This window comes from Bacillus sp. FJAT-28004 (assembly GCF_001280845.1).
In the GTDB taxonomy this organism is placed as follows: Bacteria; Bacillota; Bacilli; order Paenibacillales; family Paenibacillaceae; genus Pristimantibacillus.
In genome coordinates this window covers 2,119,187-2,136,472 of record NZ_LGHP01000001.1, presented here as the reverse complement: position 1 = coordinate 2,136,472, position 17,286 = coordinate 2,119,187, and the positions used below count along the sequence as shown (strand labels likewise).

At 39.7% G+C, this 17,286-nt stretch carries 23 protein-coding genes and 1 pseudogene; 9 read left to right on the top strand and 15 right to left on the bottom strand.

The genetic code is table 11. The annotated features are described in order from the left end of the window. Positions 1 to 30 precede the first annotated feature (30 nt). The 4 genes from AC787_RS09050 to AC787_RS09035 all read right to left on the bottom strand — a co-directional run bounded on the left by AC787_RS09050 (position 31) and on the right by AC787_RS09035 (position 3,182). On the bottom strand, positions 31 to 414 hold the full coding sequence (locus AC787_RS09050; protein ID WP_200930706.1) for a VOC family protein: 384 nt from the start codon (positions 412 to 414) through the stop codon (positions 31 to 33). A gap of 522 nt (positions 415 to 936) precedes the next feature. After that, positions 937 to 1,677 (bottom strand): S-layer homology domain-containing protein, encoded by a 741-nt coding sequence (locus AC787_RS09045; protein ID WP_063847504.1) that lies wholly within the window; start codon positions 1,675 to 1,677, stop codon positions 937 to 939. Between the two features lie 458 nt (positions 1,678 to 2,135). Then, positions 2,136 to 2,756, bottom strand: a complete 621-nt coding sequence (locus AC787_RS09040; RefSeq protein WP_054024472.1) for a hypothetical protein — start codon at positions 2,754 to 2,756, stop codon at positions 2,136 to 2,138. Positions 2,757 to 2,810: 54 nt separating this feature from the next. After that, a complete protein-coding gene (locus AC787_RS09035) occupies positions 2,811 to 3,182 on the bottom strand; it encodes a glyoxalase superfamily protein (RefSeq protein WP_235560935.1) in 372 nt (123 codons plus the stop codon). Positions 3,183 to 3,814: 632 nt separating this feature from the next. Here AC787_RS09035 and AC787_RS09030 point away from each other — a divergent pair. From AC787_RS09030 to AC787_RS09020, 3 genes are all read left to right on the top strand, one after another. Then, positions 3,815 to 4,060, top strand: coding sequence for a hypothetical protein (locus AC787_RS09030; RefSeq protein WP_054024471.1), 246 nt, complete (start codon positions 3,815 to 3,817; stop codon positions 4,058 to 4,060). Positions 4,061 to 4,354: 294 nt separating this feature from the next. Continuing rightward, positions 4,355 to 4,639 carry a hypothetical protein gene (locus tag AC787_RS09025; RefSeq protein ID WP_054024470.1) on the top strand — a complete coding sequence of 95 codons (285 nt, stop codon included), beginning with the start codon at positions 4,355 to 4,357 and terminating at the stop codon, positions 4,637 to 4,639. Next, positions 4,620 to 4,937: a hypothetical protein gene (locus AC787_RS09020; RefSeq protein WP_235560934.1), complete on the top strand. Its 318-nt coding sequence runs from the start codon at positions 4,620 to 4,622 to the stop codon at positions 4,935 to 4,937. Before AC787_RS09025 ends, AC787_RS09020 begins: the two co-directional genes overlap by 20 nt. Before the next feature lie 238 nt (positions 4,938 to 5,175). Here the strand turns inward: AC787_RS09020 and AC787_RS09015 are convergent, their stop codons facing one another. From AC787_RS09015 to AC787_RS09005, 3 genes and pseudogenes are all read right to left on the bottom strand, one after another. Beyond that, positions 5,176 to 5,415 (bottom strand): hypothetical protein, encoded by a 240-nt coding sequence (locus AC787_RS09015; RefSeq protein WP_054024468.1) that lies wholly within the window; start codon positions 5,413 to 5,415, stop codon positions 5,176 to 5,178. 42 nt (positions 5,416 to 5,457) lie between these two features. After that, positions 5,458 to 6,120 carry a nucleotidyltransferase domain-containing protein gene (locus AC787_RS09010; protein WP_054024467.1) on the bottom strand — a complete coding sequence of 221 codons (663 nt, stop codon included), beginning with the start codon at positions 6,118 to 6,120 and terminating at the stop codon, positions 5,458 to 5,460. A 157-nt stretch (positions 6,121 to 6,277) separates the two neighbouring features. Then, positions 6,278 to 6,562: pseudogene (locus AC787_RS09005) on the bottom strand (penicillin-binding transpeptidase domain-containing protein); the annotation flags it as partial. Positions 6,563 to 6,892: 330 nt separating this feature from the next. Here AC787_RS09005 and AC787_RS09000 point away from each other — a divergent pair. Further along, positions 6,893 to 7,309 (top strand): hypothetical protein, encoded by a 417-nt coding sequence (locus AC787_RS09000; protein ID WP_054024465.1) that lies wholly within the window; start codon positions 6,893 to 6,895, stop codon positions 7,307 to 7,309. Positions 7,310 to 7,455: 146 nt separating this feature from the next. Here AC787_RS09000 and AC787_RS08995 read toward each other — a convergent pair whose 3' ends face one another. Both AC787_RS08995 and AC787_RS08990 read right to left on the bottom strand, forming a co-directional pair. Then, positions 7,456 to 7,959, bottom strand: a complete 504-nt coding sequence (locus AC787_RS08995) for a GNAT family N-acetyltransferase (RefSeq protein WP_054024464.1) — start codon at positions 7,957 to 7,959, stop codon at positions 7,456 to 7,458. 190 nt (positions 7,960 to 8,149) lie between these two features. Then, positions 8,150 to 8,638 (bottom strand): NUDIX hydrolase, encoded by a 489-nt coding sequence (locus AC787_RS08990; RefSeq protein WP_054024463.1) that lies wholly within the window; start codon positions 8,636 to 8,638, stop codon positions 8,150 to 8,152. Between the two features lie 250 nt (positions 8,639 to 8,888). On the opposite strand from AC787_RS08990, the gene AC787_RS08985 reads away from it, so the two are divergent. From AC787_RS08985 to AC787_RS08975, 4 genes are all read left to right on the top strand, one after another. Continuing rightward, positions 8,889 to 9,227: a YrdB family protein gene (locus AC787_RS08985; RefSeq protein WP_054024462.1), complete on the top strand. Its 339-nt coding sequence runs from the start codon at positions 8,889 to 8,891 to the stop codon at positions 9,225 to 9,227. A gap of 45 nt (positions 9,228 to 9,272) precedes the next feature. After that, positions 9,273 to 9,779 (top strand): metallophosphoesterase family protein, encoded by a 507-nt coding sequence (locus AC787_RS08980; RefSeq protein WP_054024461.1) that lies wholly within the window; start codon positions 9,273 to 9,275, stop codon positions 9,777 to 9,779. A gap of 172 nt (positions 9,780 to 9,951) precedes the next feature. Next, positions 9,952 to 10,083, top strand: coding sequence for a hypothetical protein (locus AC787_RS35045; protein ID WP_268760162.1), 132 nt, complete (start codon positions 9,952 to 9,954; stop codon positions 10,081 to 10,083). Positions 10,084 to 10,089: 6 nt separating this feature from the next. Further along, entirely contained in the window at positions 10,090 to 10,476 is a 387-nt protein-coding gene (locus AC787_RS08975; RefSeq protein ID WP_054024460.1) for a hypothetical protein, read from the top strand. A 379-nt stretch (positions 10,477 to 10,855) separates the two neighbouring features. Here AC787_RS08975 and AC787_RS08970 read toward each other — a convergent pair whose 3' ends face one another. The 4 genes from AC787_RS08970 to AC787_RS08955 all read right to left on the bottom strand — a co-directional run bounded on the left by AC787_RS08970 (position 10,856) and on the right by AC787_RS08955 (position 14,651). After that, positions 10,856 to 11,755, bottom strand: coding sequence for an aminoglycoside phosphotransferase family protein (locus tag AC787_RS08970; RefSeq protein WP_054024459.1), 900 nt, complete (start codon positions 11,753 to 11,755; stop codon positions 10,856 to 10,858). Between the two features lie 139 nt (positions 11,756 to 11,894). Continuing rightward, positions 11,895 to 12,254: a hypothetical protein gene (locus tag AC787_RS08965; RefSeq protein WP_054024458.1), complete on the bottom strand. Its 360-nt coding sequence runs from the start codon at positions 12,252 to 12,254 to the stop codon at positions 11,895 to 11,897. A 183-nt stretch (positions 12,255 to 12,437) separates the two neighbouring features. Then, the gene (locus AC787_RS08960; RefSeq protein WP_054024457.1) at positions 12,438 to 12,980 is read right to left on the bottom strand and encodes a GrpB family protein; all 543 of its coding nucleotides are present in this window, start codon (positions 12,978 to 12,980) and stop codon (positions 12,438 to 12,440) included. Positions 12,981 to 13,553: 573 nt separating this feature from the next. Beyond that, positions 13,554 to 14,651: an alpha/beta hydrolase gene (locus AC787_RS08955; protein WP_054026987.1), complete on the bottom strand. Its 1,098-nt coding sequence runs from the start codon at positions 14,649 to 14,651 to the stop codon at positions 13,554 to 13,556. A 242-nt stretch (positions 14,652 to 14,893) separates the two neighbouring features. On the opposite strand from AC787_RS08955, the gene AC787_RS08950 reads away from it, so the two are divergent. Then, complete coding sequence (locus AC787_RS08950) at positions 14,894 to 15,673, top strand: IclR family transcriptional regulator (protein WP_054024456.1); 780 nt, start codon at positions 14,894 to 14,896, stop codon at positions 15,671 to 15,673. 61 nt (positions 15,674 to 15,734) lie between these two features. Here the strand turns inward: AC787_RS08950 and AC787_RS08945 are convergent, their stop codons facing one another. Both AC787_RS08945 and AC787_RS08940 read right to left on the bottom strand, forming a co-directional pair. Then, positions 15,735 to 16,082: a c-type cytochrome gene (locus AC787_RS08945; RefSeq protein WP_054024455.1), complete on the bottom strand. Its 348-nt coding sequence runs from the start codon at positions 16,080 to 16,082 to the stop codon at positions 15,735 to 15,737. Between the two features lie 318 nt (positions 16,083 to 16,400). Next, complete coding sequence (locus AC787_RS08940) at positions 16,401 to 17,243, bottom strand: sugar phosphate isomerase/epimerase family protein (protein WP_054024454.1); 843 nt, start codon at positions 17,241 to 17,243, stop codon at positions 16,401 to 16,403. Positions 17,244 to 17,286: the final 43 nt, after the last annotated feature.

The following is a 17,286-nucleotide window of genomic DNA, read 5'->3' as shown; positions in this document are numbered from 1 at the left end:
AAGCGATGACTCCGCCTACAAAATGTACTTTCATGGATTGATTTGAATAACTCCCCACATGTTTCCATTTATATCTATAAATTTAAGAACCCAACCAAACCCTTCATTTTGGTAGAAAGTAATCTCAATACCTAAAGATTTCAAGTTATCATGCAATTTATGTATCTGTTCTGTGTTAAAAAGTAATACTGGCATTAGTTGACCATTATAAGAAAAGTTCGCATTTGTAATTTCCTTTGTTTCCCACAACATTAACATAGGGCCCTCTGGCAAAGTTAAAAATGCATGATGATTTTCTTCTGAATTTCCATCTAATTGAAAACCAAGGTTATTTATGTACCAATGAATTGATTCCTTCAAATCTTTTACTGGAATTTGCATATGTTCTAATTTTTTGAGAATAATTTCTCCCATTCAAAACACTCCATTCATAGGATTTTATCTCTTCGTGGTTTCGTCTAACGTTTCATCTACGAACTTAGAAAAATGTTCCATCCCTAGGGTATTCGTGAAGTCATTTAACTATCCTGCCTTATCGTATTGGCACGCTCTTTTTTCAGTATAACATCATGGGCTTTCTCCATTAAGTTTTAAATATTGAAAAGCTATTAGCTAGAATAGCTCAACAAGTCTGCCATTTTGCCGGCAGCCTCGTCCTAGTATTAAGTTATATTGTCCTTATAGGGCAACAATTTTTAACCTTCTTGATATTAACCAACTTAACACCCTTGCATTCAATAAACCTGTGATTGAATTATTTGATATCCTTACGTTCTTGCTTCGATTTCAAGTTTATTTACCCGACTATTTGACCTTTGATTTCTGCAATCTATGTGACATATTGAAGTAAAAAAATAGGAAACCGTTCCCTTTTAATCCGGAAGACGATCGCCTATTGATCTGGAAATATGCAACTGTTTAGTTAATACAATGTAATTATTTTGTTCCTGGTATTTGTGGACTTGTTGACCATGGTGATCTTTTAGCGTTAGTATCTGACGCCGGATCAGGCTGTGGCGTTGGTGCAGGATGTGCATTAATGTATTCTAGTGCATTGTAGATTTGTACCGCCGCTTCTGCACGAGAGATTTCGGCTTTAGGATGGAAGTTCCCTTGTTCATCTAGTTGCACAACATGATAAGCAAGTGCGCGTTGGATGGATCCTTCATAATCAATGTTTAGATCCGTGTTATCGTTAATCTGGGCGGGAACGAGTTTGATCTGTGGAAGATTGCTGTGCGCTTCAATCGTGCTAATAAGCTGGTGAGTGAACTCTTCACGCGTCCATTTCTTGTTTGGATCTAAATCTACCGGCAGTACGACTCCATTAACACTTGCTGTTATTAAAGCATTCGCATACCACGCATCGTTGTCTGCGTTTTTGAAATAATCCGTCGCTTTAGGTTCTACAAGGAATCTTACTAGATCTAGATTCAGATTCACGGCCTTAACAATAAGTTGAATGCCTTGTGCCGCTGTGACGGTATCATTAGGGGCAAATAATTCGCCAGAAATACCATGGACTAAGCCTTGTTCTTGTAAAGCAATAATTTTATCCTTTGCCGCGACATTAGTTAAATCCGAAAAAGGGGTGATAGCTGCATAGCTTTGTCCTGCAAAGGATAACGTTAATGCGGTTACCGTGGAAAGAGTAATCATTTTGAATTTTGTTTTCATTTCTTTCACCTCGTAGAGTTATTGGTTTGTGTTTTTGGGTTTTTACTTTTAATTCAGCCTGTCTTGAGTAGACTCTTGCATTTTTTGATCGTTGCTCGGATTAACCGGGCTTTCTCATGATTCACCTGATGCCTCCCTTTCACTAGTAATACAATCGAGGAGCCCATTATTTTTCACATTGCAAAAAAAAAGTTTTGGACAACAGCTTATAAACGGAACACTGCGCTTCCTATCCGTATATGTTCGTCTACCAAAACGGCAACTGTCCACGCCCTGAAGCAAACAGCAAGCCCCTTGGAGGCCAAGGGGCTAGTTAGCAAGCGAATGAAGTCCCTTTGCTTTTCCTCCGACATGTCCCAAATTCATTTGCCATTCGGTTTGACCTTAGTGATACAAATTAAAATGCTAATTTCCACGCTATCCTGCCTGTTAGTTGAACCATCCACTGAACTGAACATCTACGCTTGGGTAAAAGGGATGAAGATATTTAATAACTTGTTCAATTGATGGTACTGGTCCCGTTCAATAAGTACGACTAATATTTCATTACCGGTATCCGCGAAGAAGAATCTTTTACTGCTACCGCTCACAGCAAGCAATTCAGAAAAGATCGTGAAGATTTCGAGGCTCAGCCAATCGCCCTGCACGGAAAGTGAATAGTGAAAGTTCGCGCCGTTAGCTTTAAAGGCGATCCACACCTCACCGGCTTCAATATCCACGTAATCCTGAATATCGGTAACACTTATTGCCGGCTCAACCATAACCGCAATCCGTTTTAAGCCTTGAACATAATCCCCGTGATCCTCGATACATTCGCGATCGAAGCACCAAACGTCGTTAGTCGGGTATAGATAACTGTTAATTTCTACGCTGTCTCGTTCCCTCCCCATACTCATTAGGAGATGAATGTAAGGGCGTTCCTCATAATCTCTGATATTGAAATCTAGTATGTCCCTGATTTCTATATTCCTGTGAAGCGTAATGCCTACTCTACCCAAATTTGTGAGCTGCTCTTCAATCGAAATACGGACTTGCGGAGGCTTAGAAAATTTGTGTTTTCGCTTAAAAAAACTAAACATGCCTTTAATGATTCCCCCTCTTTGCAGATCATAATTCACACCTGTAGTTGAAACTCATGATAATCTGACCCATTGATTTCCATCGGGAACTACGACTGTCATCATACGAAGACCTTCGATTTGCACATGTGGCGGCTCTATACTACCAATCTTTTTGCTCATTAAGCTATCAACATTTGGAACGAATAAATGGATCAAACCGCCAACCTGGCAGTCCCCGTTGCGCTCAGTTAAATACATTGTCATATCATTCTTTGTTATCTGAACGAAAATCGGAAAATGCGTTTCAAATCGATATTCCCGGTCGACTATAAGGTTCATTTCCTCCACATAGAATTCCTTACTTCTTGAATAGTCTGTTATGCGGAACGCTGGAGTCACGGATTGTATATTGAACCTTCCTGATTGTGAGTTAATCCAATTCATTTCAATCTACAAACTTAATTATCCTGCCAGATAGCTCAACGAAGCTGCCATTTCATGTCGGCAGCCTCGTCCTGGTGATTGTTAAGCTAAAGTCTCCATTAATTTAGCACCTAATATTCTAATAAGGATAACGGTTTGGAGAAATACTCATTATGGATTACAGAGGAGGTGAACTATAAAATGAGCACTAAATCCAAACCCTCTAAAAACAACCCAAAGCATAGCCCATCACGATCAAACGACCCGAACGATCAAGGAAGATCTAGAGTACAAAATAATTCGAAGTAAAGCTGTTGGGATAGGACAAGTTGAAGAGCAATTGAAGCAGTAGGCAAATGCAACGGATACCATCCAAGGTGGAAGTAAAACGGATCGTGGAATTGCTAAAGTGGAAAACAGTGATGCACATACCTCGTTAGATAGGAGTATCGATAGTAAAGAACGAGGGGTTTAGTGAACTGCAGGCTGCCGATCTATCGGCAGCCTTGTTATAACAATCTGCTGACGAATACACACTTCCCCACCTGGATTCCAATAGCCTTCTGCTTTTTAAATTAAATCAAATCTTCCCTTGATCATGCAAATTACACAAATGGATAAAGAGGCATGAGACTTTAGGAGGCTAAATCATCATGGATACATTTAATGATACCGAAGACCGTAAAGACGGGGTTAATAAGGATGTTTATGGGGTTCTTAGGGAGGAGACGGAAGTTGATTCCGACGTTAATGAGGACCGCAATCGGGAACAGCAATTGGACGACTCTTTTCAGGAGTGGTATCGCAATATCGAGTATTGGGTTCAGCAAAAAGATGATTTGACCCAGGTGCCGAAGTCCAACGTCTTTGATGATTTACCTGATATAGACACCGAATAAATGTACGATGAATGTGAAAAAGGAAGATGGTTTTTGTGTTATGGGACCAAGTTCTTATGATATGGAACTTGATCCCAAATTTCTCTTAAGCTTATTTATTATTCTCTGACTTGTAATTAGGATTCGCTGATTTAAACCTCGCCGCATCCATTCCATCTATTATGTTCATCTTTATACCTCCTTTGGTTACTGTTATTGTCTCCTTATTTAATTGCAAAATGGGTTCCAAATACTGTTGCGACAGCAATAAATGTTCTGCTTTTGGGTATCATAAGCCCAAGGTGGTGTATCAGAATGTGGATTATAAAGACCGAACATAAAAGAGATGCAGACGGCGGAATTGTAGCGCTAGAACTCGAAACAGAAGATAAGCGTTTTGATGTAAATATTAGATGGGATGGCTGCGCTGAGATCCATGTATATTCAATTACGGAGGGAAATCGTGAAATCAATGACACCTTCCATACATGTGATTTAAAGGGAATTATCGATGTATTGCAGTCACTCAACAGCGTATGTAAAGATTACTTTGGTGAAGGAAGCTATTGGGAGGACACTCATGATGTTGAATTTGTCTGAACTCGGAAATCTTCACGCCGATATCCAAGCCGTTCACGAGATTGTCCGAACACTAAAGGTTATAATCGATGGTAAAGAAATTGAAATTGATATTCTCAGAAATCAGAATGACCATTATTTTTATGAGCTAAGCCATTATTATAAAGACGCGGATAAAACCGATCCTCACGATCCATCGGAAAATAGATATTCATCTGTTGAAGAAGCGGCACGAGGAGCACTCCGCTGCGCTACGATGTTTTACCGGAGTACGGATGAAGGTGGAGCTTGGGTGAGAAATGAGTCTTTCACTCCATAGAAAAATACAGCTGCCGAATATCACGAGACACCATAATAGGTGTCTTATTTACGCGTCAGGACGCAAACAGGCTATTTTGAATTCGTTCATACGCATTCCTATTTTTCAGTTGTACGTCCGCAAACTGCTCCTTGCTCAACTGTAGTTTCTCGTTAGGAGGGGTGCTACGCGACCCCCTTTCGTCGGTGTTTCAACTATCGTAATAAAATCAGCAAAGATCGAGATTCAAAGATCAACTTTATTGGTTCTCATACAATTCCATTGTCTTGATGGTTGTGCCGAGTGAGGTTAATCGATACAGACCAAAAACAACTGGATTAGCTTGTACCAATCCTTCACGCAAAAGGTCTTTTAGTAACTGATTTACGTCAGATGGATTCTCCGATGCATTTGGAAGCTGACCAGAAATCTGCACCGGTGACTGCCATTCTGTGGTTAATGCCAATAATACCGATTGTTGAAGTAGAGTCAAGTTCATGCTTTTATCCTCCTTTTAATATTGTTACGCTATATTTACCCATTAGATCAGCCTTTGTAACCAGGCGTGTCCGCTAGGATATTCCTTTTCAAGGGATTGGCTTAGCCATTGTTTTTGCTCTGCTCTAAGAACCGGTATGGAAAGGATAAGGTCTTGATTATGATCAATTGCATCAGAACCTTCTAAGTAACTCGATTTGTAAAAAAGTACAATTTCAGGGGCTAAATATGGTACTTCATTTGAAGCTAGTATTGCTTTATTTAGCTGGCGTTTAATATTTGCTTCCCCAGGTATATAAAAAAATTCATCATCACGCTTGTTGAAAAGAAGCTCTACATAAGTAAAATCATTTTGCTCCTTCTTTTCCAGTCCGAATCGATACCTGCCTTCTCCAATGGGATCTAAACTAACTCGACACTCATTTGTTGTGAAACAAAACAAATTTCGCTTTTCAAAAGATCTCTCGTGTCCTTCAACCAACTCACGAACTACTCCACCACCACATGCTTCGAACACCCTCCAGCCCGAACTTAACATTAATTCAATAATTGAATTTCTATCTTCCCAAAATACAGCAATATCTAAGTCTTTATGAACTCTAGTTTTTTTACCTAGAAATAAATCAATTGCTGTACCACCGCAAATAGACCAATCAAACCCACGATTATTAAACAATTTACGAGCTTGCGAAATTATTTTTTCCACAGTATTCAACTCCCCGAAAAGCTATCGTCAGTTTCTGCTAGTTTGATTTTACAATATATGGGGTGTTGTTGCTATATTGATGTATTAACGTAAACTGTCCGATAGCCTAAGGCAGTTCGAAGCTTGCGCTCGAACATGCCTTTTGGAATTATCGTACTTATTCATTCGTATCATTCGTACCTTTCACAGCGACAGCAGCATCCGTCGTCGCGGCCTGCTTCTTCTTAGGCTTACCTGTCAAACCTACTTCCACATCGTATGCATCAAAAATTTGCCGGGCGATAGGCGATGCACCATAACCCCCAAAGCCGCCATCCGGTACAATGACTGCTACTGCGAGCTTGGGATTTTCTGTAGGTGCATAAGCAATGAAGACGGCATTTTCCGCTGTGCGCTTCGCCACGTCCTGCTCCGATGTACCCGTCTTCCGTCTGTAGGTATAATCAACGCCTTTAAAGCCTTCTGATGTTTGTTTCTATCATTTGATCATTCTTTGCGAAGTTTTCATATTCGAGGTATCCGTAAAGTTAATTAAACTATCCTCTCGTAAAAGCAATGAAAAAGCAGCCGTTCGAGTTAGTCGGCTGCCTCATGTGCTTATTCACCTATCGTCTCCCGTTAATTGAATAACACACCGAAATCCAGAAATGAGTTACTTCTTTATCACTTGCATAGTGACTAAAAAAAGCTCCTTCTAACGAACAGTATTATATAGAACCAGAATGGTAACAGCTCTTTATAAAACTATCCCGTTATTAGGAGGGAAAAATCTATGACTATCCAACTCGCTGAACGTATTAATCACTCAGCTCAAAATAATCAAAATATAATTTCTATTATGTCCGAAATGATCGCAACTATGGAGAATGACGCCAAACTCAAAAAAGAAATTCTTTTTAAAGTTGATGAAATCAGTATGGAGATTTCCAAAAAAGACAAACTCTGTTATGACGTAGTGAATGCTACTCGTAATAACGGTGACTATTACAAAGCTAAGATGGTATGGAAACAATTTAGAAATAGAGTAGAGCATGCTCTTGGAGAGCTGAATAAGCGAATTCAATGGACAAGATACCCTGACGAGTGGAGCGAGACATATGAACTCCTAAAGCGTCGAGCAGCTTTACATGATGATGAGGTGGAAAGATTAGACAGGCAAGAGTTATTGAGCGTATCACATAACATTTAGATTCTCTCCAAAATTGGCTGCAGTTTTGTCATCAACACTTATAATACCACATATTGGAACTGTCCTGCCCGTTAGCTTAACCGAAGAGAGGAGCAGCTGCCGCAGCAAACTGCTCCTTATTTGTACAACTATCACTTCCCGTTAGTTCAATCACTGACATTATGATTTTCGTTTGAAAATGTTTGTATAGGACCATCCCAATCATCTTCTCTAACCTCTTGGAATTTGTTATTTGTATAGCTTTCAATTACCTTTCTCCAAAATATTTGAGATGGTTTATTAGTCTCTATTTGAGCAACTTTCCAAATGCCACTGAATCGATTAAATATTTCATTAGAAGCGATTAGACCTACTCCAAGTTTTCTATATTTTTTCATTATAAAAAACTCAGCCTCCGAGTAAATTGTTTGGCCATGATCATTTGTTCCCATCATTCTTACTAGCGCAAATCCAGCTAGTTTTCCATGTACACGTATAAAAAATGGATGTCTACCTTCCTCTGTCCAATAATGATCCAGATACATATAGTCATATAAGCCATTTTCATTTACATCTTCAGGGTCAAACTCACTAAAATCATATTTATAAAGCTCTAGGAGATTTCTTAAAGTCGATTTTTGATCATATTCGATCTTTTGAATAGTTACCATTCGTTTTTCCCCATTTCCACTCACGTCAGAGTTCGGTAACATTTAGACTGATTCCACATTTTGTTAAACTATCCTGCCCGTTAGTTTAATACAAAGAGCAGGCTACCGTAGAGCCTGCTCAACAATATGCGTTATTCAATTATCGTTCCTCATTAGTTCAAAGATTTTTAAAACACGAGCCCTCGTACAACTAAACACGCCTTTGAAGCTTGACATTACATTCTGACGTTGTTGCGGTGATGTATTCCATATAATTCACAGAGCCGTTAAAGTTCAAATAAGCTTCATAACGCATGCGGATTGCGGGTAAAGTAATCAAATCCAGAACATTTTCCTTTGGAACCCACCTGCACTCGCTCGTTTCATCAGAAGTAGCTAACTCTCCACCCACCGCTTTGCACACGAAATCAAACATGACCTTCGTAGGAACATCAGTCACACCGTCATACCACTTATGGATCGCTGTATTCGAAACAACACTAATTAAATGGCTAACAGTGGCGTCTATTCCACTTTCCTCTTTGATTTCACGAATCACGCCATCAATCAGGTTTTCTCCAACTTCAGTTATCCCACCAGGATACACCCAACCATCGTCATGGGCTTTTACTAATAGGATATTTCCATTTCCATCTTCTACAATTCCGCCTGCCGATACAATATGTGTCGGAAACGCCATTTTACGACCTCCTAATACGGTAAAGTTGTATATTTATTCCACATGATTCCTGTACTTTCCTGCTTTCTTGAATTTATATGCTTGAAGGTACTCACGAGTTCAGTCTCTCATTACCCGGAATGAATAACACATAGGATAACTTACGAAGTCACTGAAGAATACAAGAATATTTTCATACCCCTTGCCAAAACTAACGACATTAGTTAAACTAAAACTAATGATATTAGTTTTTTCGTGAGGGGGAACAAAGTTGATCATATTTCAATCTATCGTGCTATTAATCTTATTTTTAATTGAGTTAGCCGCTCTCTTTTCATTAGGATATTGGGGTTTCCATTTTAATCGCGGTTGGATCGTCAGATTCGCGCTGGGAATTGGAGCACCACTTGTCATTGCGGTGTTCTGGGGACTCTTCGTAGCACCCAAAGCAACCTACCCCGTTACTATTCCTGTTCGTCACCTGCTTCAGATAGCAGTTTTCTCTTTGGCTAGTTTAGCACTTTACGCATCTGGACAGAAAACAATAGCAGTCGGTTTTTTCATTGTTGCATTGGTAGTTGTCTTATTGGTCTATTTAATGAAAATATGAAATACGAATGAAGAATATGAAGAAAAAGAATCGAGGTCGGTGAGGATGAAAATCGTCGTCGTATCTGATACGCATATGCCCAGAATGAACAAGAAACTGCCGGATCGATTGCTTCGCGAGCTAAAAACGGCAAAAGCTATCATTCATGCAGGGGATTGGACGAACCTTTCCGTGTATGAGGCTTTGGTAGCATTCGCCCCGATCTACGGTGTCGCAGGTAATAATGATAGAGCAGACATTATCCGCAAGTTTGGATTGCAGAGGCAATTAGAGTTCGAGGGTGTAAGAATGGGTATCGTTCACGGACATGGTGATGGGAAAAGAATAAATACGGAAGCACGTGCGTTAGAAGCCTTCAAGAATGTTCATTTAGATGTGCTGATCTATGGCCATTCCCATATTCCAGTACTTAAGCGGACTGGTGGCCTGCTGGTATTTAATCCAGGGTCACCTACTGATAAGAGGAGGCAGCCCATGTATTCGTTCGGCATATTGCAACTTGCTGCTGGAAGAGTATCTGCCAAGCATATATTTTACAATGACAAATCGTAGGATTAACCGTTTTTTCCGACAACTACCGTGCAGCGTAGTATTAAAATGTCAAACTTTAAAAAAATGCTTCCCTAAATTAATGTTAAAACCATTTGTATGGCTATTGTCGTACTTAAAGCTTGACGTGCGCGAACTTGGATGTCTACAATCGGAATGAAGGAGCGATAGGGAAATGTTGGTAAAAATAGAACGTGAAGTTTTTGATAGGATGGATGACGGCGCTTTAATTTCTGCCTGCTTTAAACCGCTCATCCAGACATACAAGGAAGTAAGCAGCAGAGGCGGCGATTTGGCCGATTTTTAACGCAAGATGACCTCCGGCCAGCAGGCTTTATTTATTTTTCACACCTATTACAGCCATGTTATAGAGTCGGTACAGGAATTATACTGGTGGAGCGCCTTTTTTCTAGCTCAGAATGCGAGATGGGTTGCGCTTAAAGAGAAGATGCGCGAGCTTGGGGATCTCAAATTCGTTTCATTTTTGCAAGACGTTGAAGGTATGCTCCACACCCGCAATCATCCCATTCTTCTGACCGATCTACCTAGTCTATCCCGTAATGATCTGGATTCGGACACCGAGCTTCGCGTTTTCTTCCAGTCTGCATATGAGCGGCTAACCCAAGTTACCGTAGGAACAATTGAGCTCTTAACTGCATCGATACGCAATTCACCAGACTTCTTCGTGAAGTGGAGCTAGATCGTATAAAACCGCCCTAAACAGGTCGATCTTCTATTAAATATGCTTGATATTATCGACTCATGACTAGCCTACGAGAGCAACAGCGACGGCAAATGAAATATCGTTCACCATAGCGCTTATCCCTCGGTACACTGACGAAGATTGGGTTACACAACTGGCTGGATCAAACATTAGCGATGTCATATTGTTGGACTAATCTGCCCGTTAGCTTAATAAAATGAGCAGGCCACCGCAGCGCCTGCTCATCCATATGTATTATTCAACTATACGAATACAATACATTTGTGTTCTCTTAAATCATGTACCAATCATTTAACACAAACTCCAAGTCGGTAATTTTTATAAATCAAAAATCATAGTCTCTGTTAAACGAAAACTAAAAAATTTTTTGTATTTTCTCTGATGCGTAGTCATCTACTATTATATTTATAATTTTAAATGATTCTTCTGCCACTGCTTTTCTAGTATTTTTATTACCATTGTAGGTTATTAAAGCCTTCCATAAAGCCCATCCTCTTGCTCTGTTCCAAGTTCCTTCATCCATATTTAATACACTTTTGAATATCTTTCTACTCTTTTCATCAAAAAACGTCCATGCCATTGCAGCATCACAAGCAGGATCACCTACGCCCAATATCCCGAAATCAATGACTGCACTGAGATTTCCGTCTTGAATCAATATGTTTCCTGGTGCTATATCACCATGAACCCAAACCGGTTCAGATTCCCATTTAGAATCAAGTGCCAATTCCCAAATTTCATTCAATACCTGTTCATTAAAAGCATCTTTATTATTCTCAATTGCGTATCTCGACTCTTCATCGTATACAGCTATAGATCCGCCTCTATAAAAATTATGCTCCCCTGCTAAAGGACCTTCACTAGCATCAATAGATTGTAATTCCATTAAAAAAGATCCCAAGTCTCTTGCAAATTGATTAAGATCATTTAAATTTTTTCGAGACAAAGTCTCTCCTTCCAACCATTTATAGATTGACCATGGCCATGGAAATTTTTCACTAGGATTCCCCTTAGCTAATGGTGTGGAAATGGGTAAAGAAAGTTTTTTTGATAACATTGGTAGCCACATTTGCTCTTTTTCCACTTGAGGAACATAGCATGCTGCGCTTGGTAATCTTACACTCATATGTTCGCCTAAATGAAACGTTCTATTGTCATTCCCACTAACTTTTACAGGTCTGATATCTAAATCAGACCATTTTGGAAATTGTTCATTTATTAATCCTACTACTATATCGACAGTTATATTTTTCATTAATTACCACTCCAACCAACCGAAATTTTATTAGAATACGAAATACAACTTCTATTTTACCGCTTAAAAGTTTTATTGCGTAAGGTAAATAACAGGTATTTCTTGTTTGTTCAACTATAGGTACCCGTTAGTTCAATAATTAAAAAAATCCAAGAATGTCCATATTATTATCTACAGTTATTATTTTTTCTGTGTATATACAATTTGAAATAAAATGAGGAAGTGAGTTAAGGTTATATTTTTTATTCCACTCTAAGAGGATTTTAATACCTTCCAGAGTCTCCCGCTTTTTACTTGGGACGGCTCCAGATCTACGTTCTTCGTATCTCATCCATATTCTTTCTTCTTGAACTGATAGGGGAGGCATAAGTACAATAATCTTATCCGCAACTGAAAAACTTGGCTCTATCCAACCTCTATAAACGCCTTCAATGATCCATGAATCCTGATTAACAATTTCTCTGAGCTTTTGATCTCTCTGTTCCTCTGGTGCTTTCACTCCATACTCATCCGCTTTATTGTCCCAAAAAATATCATCTAAATCGTAATGAATAATATTGAGCTTTTTACTTAGTAATTTTGAAATATAGGATTTTCCACTTCCCGCCCCGCCAATTATATGTATCCTAATACAAATCCCCCCGATTGTATATTAAGTTGAACGATTCTTCTCATCTTAAGTTTATTTTATAATATTCTTGATTACAGTTGGTGCGAATCCTAAACTGTCCAAAATTGAATTTATAAACTCCGTTTTTTCATCAGAATACAATAGTCTATCTGTTTGGTGTTTCTGGGAGAGTTTCACTTTCAACTCTTGATATTCGTTTAGTGCTGCGTCATTTTTCAATAAATAGTCTCTAAATGCAAGTAGCTTTTCTAGATACAAACTGCCTGTTTGGAACATGTGAATTTGATGAGTTCTTGGCTCACCCTTACTGAAATAATGTCTGCCCGGTAGTATGTTTGTTCCCCTATAAGCATATCCAAGTCTCTCTAAGCCGTGGACACATTGACTCCCAAGTTGAAATTCTTTTAATTCAATTCCAATATCAATAATAGGTTTCGCGGATAAGTTTTTCACAGCCGTACTGCCTATATGGTGGACTGCCAAGATAAGTTCGCCAAGTTCATTTTCTATTTGTGTTTTCTCCCATATAAATTCCTTCTCCCACTCTGCCGTCCAAGCCATAAGAAAGACTTTACCTTTGGGTAATCCTAGCACTCATATCACCTCTGCATCAAATTAATAATTCTATAATTCCAAATTGGTTGAGCATAACTGCCCGTTAGCTTAACAAAGAAAGGGAGCGGTTGATATAGTAAACTGCTTCAAAAAAATCATATCTGAATTACTTTGTTAGCGGTCTTACTTTTCATTAGACATTTTTTCAATAATTCTTTGTAGAGAAATATGAATTGCACGTAAGTAACTTACTATACAGATTAATCCTACAGTTAAAATAACTATGAGCATCTCCATTTCGTCCCTCCTCCTTAAGAAGTTATATGTTGTTTCGAAATAATGCTAGTTATTATTCCAGAAATGAAAAAAAACATAAAAACAGGAAAAAGAAAAGATTAAAACTCCATCTTTAGAAATATACCTATCAAGCTCTATTCTCATTCTAAATAAAATCAACTTGATACTTACACCGCAGCCATGCAAACAGGTCAATTCATGAGCAATTAAAAAAGCCACCTGGAAGGGTGGCTTTCACTCAAAAAGAGTGCAAAAGTATAGATAGGAGTGGAGAGTCCTATCCAAATCCTATAGCTTTTTGATTGGTCTCGTTATTCATGATTCAAACAATTCTTTTAACCCTTTTGCGATTTCATTCATACAGTCTTCCGCTTGCGGGTAAAGCCCGATTTTGTCCATAAAAGCATGGTCTACACCGTTGTATCTGATCATCTTTGTTTTGACTCCTGATCTGATTAATCTTCGGGCATATGCCTCGCCTTCCAATCTCAGATAATCATATTCCGCCTCAACAATAAGTGTTGCTGGCAAGCCGCTTAAATCTTCCGCTAGCAGAGGAGATACATAAGGCTCTGTAACCTTCGTTTTACCTTGCAGATAAATATTCTCAAGACTAGTTGCGCTCCCTAATGCTCGTATGATTCCCTGAATGAGTTCATGGTTATTGTTAACGGTATACTCTTCCATATTCCATTCGAAATCATCGGTAGGAATGCCGCTCATGTTGACCGTAGGGTAGAGCAAAGCCTGGTATTTAATCATCCCGGTTCCTAAATCCCTATCCATCAGTGAGCATACTGCTGATAAATTACCGCCAGCACTATCGCCTGCCACCCCGATTTGTTCAGGGTTCACATTGATTTCAGCTGCGTGCTCATATACCCATTTAACTGCATCAAAACAATCCGTTAGTCCGGCAGGATATGGGTTCTCCGGCGCTAAACGGTAGTCAACGTTAATCACCACGGCACCTGCTTTTTCCGCTAAAGATTTGCATGGGTTTTCAACGCTATCTACAGAACCGCCGATAAACCCACCTCCATGAAAAAATACGATTGCAGGCATAGGTCCACTTTTTATCGGTGAATAGATACGGATTGGAATGGGACCGTCTTGTCCTTCCAAGGATTTATGTTCTGTTGCGATTTCTGTGACAGTGACATCCACGTTCGGCCATCCCATCATAGCTCTGAGTTGATTAATGTTTTCAGCGGCTCCTAAGTCAAAATCCATCTTAGGTTTGGAAGCCATAGCTTTGACCATTTCCAAAGCAACCTCCATGACTCTTGGGTCCAGATCCCCCTCGACATCGGAGTCTGGAATTCTCTTAATAACGATATCCAGCCCTTTTTGCTGTTTGACTAAAACCCGTTCTTCCATCAAAGAAACTAGTTTTTTGTACTCTTCATTCATTACCATAATCAGAGCATCTCCCTTTTATCATACATTTGAATCCTTCAAATAAATACAGCGCTTACATATCGCGAATTGCTAAGTCTCGCTTAATTCCTTCATGAATTGTTTATCAATAACATGATTGGATAAGAGCTCTTATGTATGTATAATAATAGGCAAAGTCGACGTAAACAATGTATTTGTTCCTCTATACGGAACGAAAAATTAAAAAATAATCGGAGATTAGGGGTTATCCACTCGTGCCGAATACAAATCCGCAGACGCTCACTTCTGTTAAAAATGCCTTACGCCTATTAAAATTGTTTTCTGTGAAAACACCTGATAAAAGACTGACAGAGCTGGCCAATGAATTAGGTCTTGGTAAAAGCACGACCAGCCGCTTGCTGTCTACCTTATTGAGCGAGGGGTTTGTTTTCCAAGATCCTGTCACCCATAAATACAGGCTTGGCCAGCGAATCGTATCGTTGTATAGCGGTATGGTCATGTCTTTTGAAGACTTAGCGGAAGCAGCAAGCCCCTTCATTGAGCGTCTCTCACATGAAACATCCGAAGCACTCCGAATAGCTGTTTTAGAAGAAAACGAGGTAGCATACATTTACGAGAAAGAGGGCTCAATAAAAGAAAATATCGGTTCTCACGTGGGTGGTAGAAGTCCCCTCCATTGTACGAGTTCCGGTAAAATGCTCTTAGCCGTTCAAAACGAGCATGAAATGAACAAAATGTTGAACAAACCTCTGTTCAAATATACATCGAGAACCATTACGGACTCCTCCGAGTTGAAAGAACAGCTTAAACTTATTCGAAAACAAGATTATTGCATCTCGATTGGGGAATTCATAGATAACCTGATTTCCATCTCATCTCCCATTCGGGACTCGAACGGTCAGGTAATATCCGCACTGACTTTAATTTGTCCAACGCATCGTATGGACGATAGTCGAATCAACTCCTATACAAATAAAGTCATGAAGACGGCGAAAGAGATATCGCGACAGTTCGGTTTTCTGACTAATAAATAGCAACGACCCTTGTTTTTCTTCGCCAGTAGTTGCTTCCATTGTTCAACGGTTCGCTTGGAAATTATTTATGCTCAGCTAGCCATGCAGCCAGACTTTGAATTTCTTCAGTCGATAGGCTTTTCTCGAACTTTGGCATGCCCTTACGACCATTCGAAAGAATATCAAATATTTGCTCTACCGAAAGTTTGGCTCCAACCTTCTGCAGATTAGGGCCGGCTCGTCCCTGCAGCTCAGTACCATGACACGAAATACACCTTTTCTTATACAGGGCCACGGCCTCACTGCTCTCCATGCCTTCGCTGCTGTTGTCCTTATTTGGTATTTTTCCAGATGCACCTCCACCGCAAGCGGTTAATAACAGAACGAACGCAATCGCTCCCCATACCGAAAACTGTTTTAAGCTACCCATTTTTTTATAGCCTCCACACTTTTTATGTCGTGTTTTATCATTAAAATGTGATAATATTCCCGTTCAAAGGCATATCTGGAGAGTTACAGAATCAATGACCTCCTTATGTGATTAACGAGAGCTTCGTTAGATTTAATATCATTGTCTCTTAATCTTGCTTGCTTACACATGACTCGATAGAGCTAATTGCTGAAAAAATTCATTTCTTCGTAAAAAAGTTAAAGATATATAACTGGAAACAGAAATACCAATTACCTAATAAAAAAACCACCTTTAAAGGTGGTTCATACTAATTTAGTCCATTCGATGTTATTTCAACTAGTCACCAAGCTTTGAAAATACCCGGTCAAAGCCGACCTTCGAGCGAAGGATCGCCTCTTCCATCGAGGCTTGAGCGCCATCGCCATAAGGCATCAACACCTCTTGCGCAACAACGCCCGAATAGCCAATATTTCGCAAACTGTGCAAAAAACCGCTTAAATCTATGACGCCCTCTCCCGGATAAAGCCGATCATGATCCAATAATTGTTCAACCGGCATCGCCTTGGCATCGTTAATATGAACGTACACGATTTGATTAGCCGACAATCGCTCCAGATCCCCAGTAGTTAAGCCATTCGTGTGCCAATGATAGGAATCCAGCAGCAAGCCGATATTTGGTCTATCACTCGCAGCAATGAACGCTAAAGTATCCTCCATCGTATGGATGAAAGGATACTTGAACTCCGTTCGCCAATGATGCGGACCGACGAATTCAAGGCCAAGCCTCATACCGTATGCACTTAATATATCTGCACATTTTCTAAGCCGGCTAACCGCATGTACGGCAAGCACTGCGGGTGAAATGGCTGTCGATGGCAATATATATGTGCAGCAAATTTTGCTTCCCAGCAGAGCTGCCGCTTTGGAACGAGCTTCCAAAAAAGCCAAACTTCCCTGAAAATCTTCCTCACCGCTGCGCCAATCCACGCCTAAATCGAAGGCACCCATCGCCATACCATTCGAATTTAGTAATTCCCTAGCAACTTCCAACCCGTAAGTCTCAATCAAGGATGTTGCTTCAATTTCTACGGCCTGAAATCCATTCTCCGCCGCTAGTTCAATCAACCGCTTTTCGTCTCTAATCTCGCCGAGTCCAGCTCGGGTCAATCCTCTCAACATATTATTCAGCTCCATCAGAAATAATAGAATATAGTGCAATAAC